The organism is Pseudomonadota bacterium (assembly GCA_010028905.1).
Lineage (GTDB): Bacteria > Vulcanimicrobiota > Xenobia > RGZZ01 > RGZZ01 > RGZZ01.
The window spans coordinates 1-7,259 of sequence record RGZZ01000259.1 but is presented as its reverse complement, the minus strand read 5'-3'; the positions used below and the strand labels follow the sequence as shown (position 1 = coordinate 7,259).

Genomic DNA, 7,259 nt, shown 5'->3' with positions numbered 1-7,259 from the left:
GGCGCTGACACCCAGGCTCGCAAGCAGGGCCTTGCGCGTCACCCGCCACCGCTCCTCGAACGAGTCAGCCTCGGCCAGGGTGGGAAAGAGCGCCGACGACATGGCCTGGATGGCGAACATCACGCTCGACGCGATGGAGGCATCGACCGAGTACCAGCCCGCCTCGCGGGTGCCCCGCATGGCGCTGACCAGCATGAGGTCGGCGTTCACCACGACGAAGGCGCTGAGGTTGCCCAGCCAGATCTTGTAGGCGTAGTCGAGCGACGCGGTGAGCATGGGGCGCGACAGGGTGAGGCCCGAGGGGCAGGCGCGGGCGAGCTTCACCGATGCCCAGAGGCAGACCGGGACGAAGACGACGAACGCCCAGGTGAAGACCGTGAGGCTGCTGACGTGACCGGTGAGCAGCAGCAGGGCGACGATGACCGTGAACGAGCCGCGCTGCCAGAGGTCGAGGGCATTGTACTCGCCGAGGCGATCGAGGCCCAGCATCGTGCTCTGCAGCATGGTGAACCAGAGCTGCACGGGAATCCAGAGCAGGGCCACCCACAGCAGGGGGCCCGACAGCGGGGCGGCCTTCGGCGCGAATCCCCCCAGGACGAGAGACACGAGCGAGATGGTGGTGCCGAGAACCAGGCTCACCGCCAGCGCGTTGCCGAGAATCGCCCCCAGCTGGCGACGATCGCGGGCGGCGAAATAGGCGTTGGCCTGGGGCAGGCCGAGGCAGCCGAGCTGCACCCCCAGCGCCACCGTGGTGAGGGCGACCGCCAGCGCTCCCCTGCCCTCGGGCCCGAGAAGGCGGGCCGTCAGCACCACGTTCACGAGGCCGAGCGCGAGCAGCAGCAGGCGCGTGGCGAACGTGGCCACGAACTTTCTCGTGACGCCGAGACCCATGTAGTGGCGGATGCGGGCGAGGGTCACCTGTGGTCACTGCCTCTCGGGGTGGTGTGCTCAGCCAGCCAGACAAGGGCGAGCCCGCCACGTCTCGTGGCAAGGTTACGGGGCCCGCCCGTTCTCTTCCTGGCACCGTGCCGCGTCTCGGAGGGAGAGGACTAACCGGGCCTGCTGGAGCATAACTACACCCAATTCCCAGGAGGTTGGCATGCGCGTAGAGCACTGCAAGATCGAACCGGCCCATTCTGACGAGCGGCGCACCATCACCGCCATGTTCAATGGCGACTTCGACGCGAAACAGGTGAAGATACTTCGCATCACCCAGGGCAACGTGCTGGGCAACCACTACCACCACTATCGCGAGATGTTCTACCTGCTCGAGGGCGAGGCCATCTATGAGTTCATCGACCTCGACAGCAACGAGCGCGCCACCATCCACCTCGAGAAGGGCGGGCGCATCGTCATCGAGCCCCGCGTGGCGCACCGGGCGCAGTTCATGAAAGACACCGTCATGGTCGAAGCCACGGAGAAGCCGTACGTGTCGGCCGCGGAGAACGATGTGAGGTTTGTAGAATGGTGAAGAACCTGGTGACCGGCGTGGCTGGCTTCGTGGCCAGCCATCTCGCCGATTACGTGCTCGAGCGGGGCGAGCAGCTCGTGGGCACATACCGCTGGACCGAGGACATGCGCCGTGTCGAGCACGTGCTCGACCGCATCACCCTGGCGCCCGTCGATCTGCTCGACCTGTCGGCCACGCTGCGCGTGCTCGACGAGCATCGACCCGACTACATCTTTCACCTGGCCGCGCAGAGCTACGTCACCGACTCGTTCTCGAACCCCGCCATCACCATTCAGGTGAACACCATCGGCACGCTCTACCTGCTCGAGGCCGTGCGCATCCTCAAGCAGAAGGAAGGGTACGACCCCGTCATCCATGTCTGCTCGAGCAGCGAGGTGTACGGGCAGGTGAAACCGGACGAGGTTCCCATCAAGGAGACGAACGCCTTCCGACCCGCCAACCCCTACGCCGTGGGCAAGGTGGGCGAAGACATGATCGCCTACCAGTACTTCCAGTCGTACGGCATCCGCGCCATTCGCACCCGCATGTTCACCCACACCGGACCGCGCCGCACGATGATGAGCGCAGAGTGCAACTTCGCGCGCCAGATCGCGCTCATCGAGAAGGGCAAGCAGCCTCCGGTGCTGCGCGTGGGCAACCTCGACAGCGTTCGCACCTTCGCCGACGTGCGCGACGCCGTGCGCGCCTACTACACCCTGGTGCGCAGGTGCACGCCGGGCGAGGCCTACAACATCGGCGGCAACCGCACCATGCGCATCGGCGACATGCTCGACATGCTCATCAGCCTGAGCCCGAAGAGAGACGAGATCAAGGTCGAGGTCGACCCGGCCCTGCTTCGCCCGAGCGATGTCACCCTGCAGATCCCGGACTGCTCGAAGTTCATCGACGAGACAGGCTGGGAACCGGAGATCGCCTTCGAGCAGACGCTGCGCGAGCTGCTCGACTGGTGGCGCTCGATCACCTGAGCCGGCGCGCGCGTCAGCGCGGGCGCCAGATGAGCAGGGTGTTGCCCTCGTGTATCTCGCCCCCCAGGCGGGTGCGCTGCAGCGCGACGATCTCGACGCGCCCCTCGCCCTCGAGCTGACGCAGGCGGGTGTAGTAGCCCGCCAGATAGTCGCGACGCACCGAGTACGACCAGGCCAGGTAGTCGAGCAGATCGTCATGATCGTAGAGCTCGAGCACGGGCTCGACATTCACCACCAGCGCGGGGCGCGCGCGCAGGACGAAGTCGACGAACCCATCGTGGCGTTCACCGATCTGCTCGAGCGCGTGCACCGTGAGCAGCGCGGTCGATGGGGCGAGCGTGAGATCGTCGGGGGGCGCGGTGACGTCGAAGCGGCGCGCCTCGATGGGGCGCCCCACCGCCTCGCCGATGCGCGCGACGATGCGGTTCGAGGCCGCGGTCCAGTCGAAGCCGCCGATGCGCTTCTCCGGGAAGGCCTTCGCCAGGGCCAGCACGTTCTGCCCGCTGCCGCATCCGATCTCGATGACGCCGTCGAACGGCCGCAGCCACCGTTCGAAGACAATGGCGCGCATGTGCCGGAAGAGCGCGTGCTCGAGGTGCGGGTTCTCGCACACCAGCAGGCGGCCCTCGCAGCGCAGATAGCGCTTGGGGCGGTTGTAGCGAGGCGTCAGGCTGGCCTCGGTGACCCCATCGCGCTCGATGAGCGCCAGGTTCTCAGACCACCCTCGCTCCCAGGCCGCCAGGTTCTCTTCCGGCGTGCGTCGGCTCGACGGTTCGGCCATGCGCTTGAGCAGCATGAGCACATAGGCCTCACGCTCAGCGGGGGTGGCGTCTCGATGGCGCGAATCGAGCGCGGCGAGATCATCTTCGAACCCCGTGGGAAGGGGGGCCCCGTCGTCGAGGCCCAGCATGCGGCGGAAGTCGCTATCGGCAAACGTCTGGAACACGGCCGTTGCTTCCCCTCTCCGCGCACCCCATCCTCCCCGGACGACGCAGGGCCCTCGATTCCCCACAGATGGGGCTCAAACCGAGACATCGAGCGCCTTCCTCAGGGCCCTCCCGAGGAAAGCCCCCCTCCGCGAAGAAGAAGACGGGCCTATGATCATCAGCCGCACCCCCTTCCGCATCTCGTTCTTCGGCGGCGGAACCGACTACCCGGCCTGGTACCGCGCGCACGGGGGCGCGGTGCTCGCCACCACCATCAACAAGTACTGCTACATCTCGTGTCGCTACCTGCCCCCGTTCTTTGACCACCGCCACCGTATCGCATACTCGCGCATCGAGACCCCCAACCTCATCGACGAGGTCTTGCACCCGGCAGTGCGCGAGGTCATGCGCCATCTCGACATCGAGCGGGGCGTGGCCATCAGCCACGACGGCGACCTCCCCGCGCGCGGCGGCGTGGGGTCGAGCTCGGCGTTCACGGTGGGGCTGCTCAACGCCCTCTACGCGCTCAAGGGGCGCATCCCCAGCCGCCACGATCTCGCCACCGAGAGCATCTGGCTCGAACAGGAGCGCCTGAAGGAGACCGTGGGCTCGCAAGACCAGGTGCTGGCCGCCTACGGCGGTTTCAACCACGTGCAGTTCCACACCAGCGGCCAGTTCACGGTGCGCCCCATGACCGTGGCGCCAGACGCCCTCGACGCTTTGAACGACCGTCTCATGCTCTTCTTCACCGGCATCAAGCGCACCGCCTCGAACATCGCCGGCAGCTACGCCAATGACGTCGATCGCAACGAGGCCCACCTGCGCTCGCTGATGCAGCTCACCGATGACGGCGTGGCGGCCCTCGCTGCCCGCGACCTCCCCCGCTTCGGCGACCTGCTCCACGAGGCGTGGCAGGCCAAGCGCAGCCTCAGCCCCATGGTTTCAAACCCGGAGATCGAGGAGATCTACACCGAAGCCCGTCGCCTGGGCGCGCGAGGCGGAAAGGTCATCGGCGCGGGTGGTGGAGGCTTCATCCTGCTGTACGTCGAGCCCGCAGACCAGACGCGCGTCAAAGAGCGCCTGTCGAAGCTCATCCACGTTCCGTTCCGCTTCGAGCACAGCGGCAGCAGCATCATCTTCTACGATCCCGAGACCGACTACAGCGTCGAGCACCGCGCCCGAGACGCGGAGGCCATCACGCCGTTCCGTGAGGCGCACGCCCCCGACCCCGGGTGGGATACGGGACCCACGGCCTGCGACGCCAACGCCTGAAGCGCCACCCGAGAGAAAGGCTGAAGGAACGCTCAAAGAGCCAGGGGAAGTTCACGCAACCCGCCGCGCCCCACACGGCGGCGCCAGCAGCACGCCAGGAGACGCAATGCACAAGACACAGCAGCACGACGCCATCGTTCTCTCGAACAGCTCAGAGAAGGACGCCTCGGCACGGCTCGCCCAGCTTCTCGCCGAGGCCCCCATCCCCCGCGACGAGCTGCTGCCCAACCTCGGGCTGTTCCTCACCTCGAAGTCGCTGTCGCGCGTGCTCTTCTTCTACGAGGTGTACAAGCAGATCGTAGACACCCACGGGGTCATCGCCGAGTTCGGCGTTCGCTGGGGGCAGACGCTCTCGCTCATGGAAGCGCTTCGCGGCATCCTCGAACCGTTCAATCGCCACCGCAAGATCATCGGCTTCGACACCTTCGAGGGCGCGCGGGGCTTCAGCGCGCAGGTCGACGGAGCGCTCTCTGGCACAGGCGAAGGCTCGTTCAGCGTGCCCGCGGGATACGAGGCCACCCTCGAGCAGATCCTGTCCTTGCAAGAAGCGCTCAACCCCATGTCGCACATCAAGCGCTTCGAGCTGGTGAAGGGCGACGCCGCCGAAACGCTGCCCGCCTACCTCGAGCGCCACCCGGAGACCCTGTTCTCGATGGCCATCCTCGACATGGACATCTACCGCCCGACACGGGCGGTGCTCGAGACCATCGCGCCCCGTCTCTTCCGGGGAAGCGTTCTGGTGTTCGATGAGCTGTGCGACGAGTATTTCCCTGGGGAGACCGTGGCCCTCATGGAGACGCTGGGAACCCGTGGGCTGCGCCTCAAGCGATACCCCATGACCGCCCGCGTGTCGTACGCGGTGATCGAATGAGCGACGCCTGCCGACAGATCCGTCGGGTCATCGTCGAGGCCTCATCCGCGAGCGGCCACGGGCACATCCCCTCGTGCTTCTCGGTGGTCGAGTGCCTGTACGCCATCTACAGCGTCATGCGCCACGACCCGAACCGCCCGGACTGGCCCGAGCGCGACCTCTTCGTGCTCAGCAAGGGGCATGCGTCGCTGGGGCTGTACAGCGTGCTCTCGCACCTGGGCTACATCAGCGCCGATGACCTGCGCGGCTTCGGGAGCGCGCCCTCGAAGCTGGGCTGCCATCCGCACCACCCCAAGGTTCCCGGCGTCGAAGCCTCCACCGGCTCACTCGGCCACGGCATCGGCATCGCGGTGGGCATGGCCATGGCCCAGAAGATGCGAAGCAGCGGGCGCAGGGTGTACACCCTGGTGGGCGACGGCGAGGCGAACGAGGGCTCGGTGTGGGAAGCCGTCATGGTGGCCTGCAACCTCGCGCTCGACACGCTCACCATCGTGTACGACAACAACCAGTCGCAAGGGCGCTCGCTGCAGATACGCAATCCCGCGGCCATCTTCGCGGCCCACGGGTGCGAGGTGCACGAGGTCGACGGGCACGACGTCGACGCCCTGCGCGCCGCGCTGCTGCAGCCCCAGACGACCGTGAAGGTCATCGTGGCCAACACCCGCAAGGGGCACGGCGCGGCGACGCTCACCGACTACTTCGCGTGGCATCGGCGCTCGCCCGGCCCGGACGAGCTGCGCGCCATCCTGGAGGAGATCGATGCGGCGACAGTTTAAGGACACCGTGACGGCCCTCGCGCACACCGATCCGCGCGTTCTCGTGCTGGTGGGCGACATCAGCCACTTCCTGTTCCGCGACTTCCAGGCGGCCTTCCCCGATCGCTTCTACAACCTCGGCATCTGCGAGAACACCATCATCAGCGTGGCCGCCGGCCTCTCCTCGCAGGGCTACATCCCCTTCACCCACACCATCGCGCCGTTCCTCACCGAGCGCAGCTATGAGCAGATCAAGCTCGATCTCTGCTACAACCACCACCCCGCCAACATCGTCACATGCGGCTCGAGCTTCGACTACGCCTGGGACGGCGCCACCCACCACTGCTACACCGATCTGGCCATCCTGCGCATGCTCCCGCACATGGAGATCGTCTGCCCCGCCAGCGAGCGCGAGCTCGACATCCTGCTGCGCGCGCGCTACGACAGCGCGGTGACCACCTACTTCCGCCTCAGCGATCTGCCGGTGCAGCTCGATCCGGCCCTGCCCATCGAGTTCGGGAAGGGCATCGTGCTGCGCCAGAGCGCCACCGCGACCCAGACCGTGGTCACCTCCGGAACCCTGGTCACCGTGGTGCTCGACGCCTGTCGCGAACTCGATGTGAACGTGATCTACCTGCACACCATCAAACCCATCGATGCGCCGCTGCTTCACGCCTTCGCGCACACGCAGATGGTGGTGGCGCACGACGCCTGGGGGTTGCACGAGGCGGTGACTGCCATCGACGGCATCCAGGCCTGGAAGATCGGCCTGCCCGATCGCTTCCCGGATTGCTACGGCAAGCTCGAGAACGTGCGCGCCGACATGGGGCTCGACGCTTCCGGCATCCGCAGCCGCCTTGTGGCGCTTGCGACCGAAGCTGCCGCCGCGCGATCGGCCGTGCGGACATAGATGCGCGTCCTGGTGACGGGCGGCACTGGCTTCGTCGGTCTGCACTTCGTGCAGGCCCTGCTCGATTCGGGGGCCTCGATGCGCTCGAG

At 66.9% G+C, this 7,259-nt stretch carries 9 protein-coding genes; 7 read left to right on the top strand and 2 right to left on the bottom strand.

Translation table 11 applies throughout. From position 1 onward, the window contains the following. Positions 1–918, bottom strand: a 918-nt coding sequence (locus tag EB084_16145; GenBank protein ID NDD29790.1) for a hypothetical protein, incomplete at its 3' end; no start/stop codon positions are given. On the opposite strand from EB084_16145, the gene EB084_16140 reads away from it, so the two are divergent. Both EB084_16140 and EB084_16135 read left to right on the top strand, forming a co-directional pair. Next, complete coding sequence (locus tag EB084_16140) at positions 902–1,471, top strand: cupin domain-containing protein (protein ID NDD29789.1); 570 nt, start codon at positions 902–904, stop codon at positions 1,469–1,471. The two genes, EB084_16145 and EB084_16140, sit on opposite strands and share 17 nt — an antisense overlap. Next, entirely contained in the window at positions 1,465–2,436 is a 972-nt protein-coding gene (locus EB084_16135; GenBank protein ID NDD29788.1) for an SDR family oxidoreductase, read from the top strand. The genes EB084_16140 and EB084_16135 overlap by 7 nt, the downstream gene beginning before the upstream one ends. Before the next feature lie 13 nt (positions 2,437–2,449). On the opposite strand, the gene EB084_16130 is transcribed toward EB084_16135, so the two are convergent. Beyond that, positions 2,450–3,382 (bottom strand): hypothetical protein, encoded by a 933-nt coding sequence (locus EB084_16130; GenBank protein NDD29787.1) that lies wholly within the window; start codon positions 3,380–3,382, stop codon positions 2,450–2,452. Between the two features lie 151 nt (positions 3,383–3,533). Here EB084_16130 and EB084_16125 point away from each other — a divergent pair, with 151 nt between their 5' ends. The 5 genes from EB084_16125 to EB084_16105 form a co-directional block, all read left to right on the top strand. Further along, positions 3,534–4,634, top strand: coding sequence for a kinase (locus EB084_16125; GenBank protein ID NDD29786.1), 1,101 nt, complete (start codon positions 3,534–3,536; stop codon positions 4,632–4,634). A 106-nt stretch (positions 4,635–4,740) separates the two neighbouring features. Next, positions 4,741–5,505, top strand: a complete 765-nt coding sequence (locus tag EB084_16120; protein NDD29785.1) for a crotonobetainyl-CoA--carnitine CoA-transferase — start codon at positions 4,741–4,743, stop codon at positions 5,503–5,505. Beyond that, complete coding sequence (locus EB084_16115; GenBank protein ID NDD29784.1) at positions 5,502–6,281, top strand: transketolase; 780 nt, start codon at positions 5,502–5,504, stop codon at positions 6,279–6,281. Before EB084_16120 ends, EB084_16115 begins: the two co-directional genes overlap by 4 nt. Beyond that, a complete protein-coding gene (locus tag EB084_16110; protein NDD29783.1) occupies positions 6,265–7,170 on the top strand; it encodes a hypothetical protein in 906 nt (301 codons plus the stop codon). Before EB084_16115 ends, EB084_16110 begins: the two co-directional genes overlap by 17 nt. Then, a partial coding sequence (locus tag EB084_16105; GenBank protein ID NDD29782.1) for an NAD(P)-dependent oxidoreductase occupies positions 7,171–7,259 on the top strand: 89 nt, incomplete at its 3' end.

Excerpts from the sequence above, each read along its gene's own strand:
- EB084_16120 (NDD29785.1), top strand. The coding sequence starts at position 4,741 with ATGCACAAGACACAGCAGCACGACGCCATCGTTCTCTCGAACAGCTCA.
- EB084_16140 (NDD29789.1), top strand. The coding sequence starts at position 902 with ATGCGGGCGAGGGTCACCTGTGGTCACTGCCTCTCGGGGTGGTGTGCT.
- EB084_16110 (NDD29783.1), top strand. The coding sequence starts at position 6,265 with ATGCGGCGACAGTTTAAGGACACCGTGACGGCCCTCGCGCACACCGAT.
- EB084_16115 (NDD29784.1), top strand. The coding sequence starts at position 5,502 with ATGAGCGACGCCTGCCGACAGATCCGTCGGGTCATCGTCGAGGCCTCA.
- EB084_16135 (NDD29788.1), top strand. The coding sequence starts at position 1,465 with ATGGTGAAGAACCTGGTGACCGGCGTGGCTGGCTTCGTGGCCAGCCAT.
- EB084_16125 (NDD29786.1), top strand. The coding sequence starts at position 3,534 with ATGATCATCAGCCGCACCCCCTTCCGCATCTCGTTCTTCGGCGGCGGA.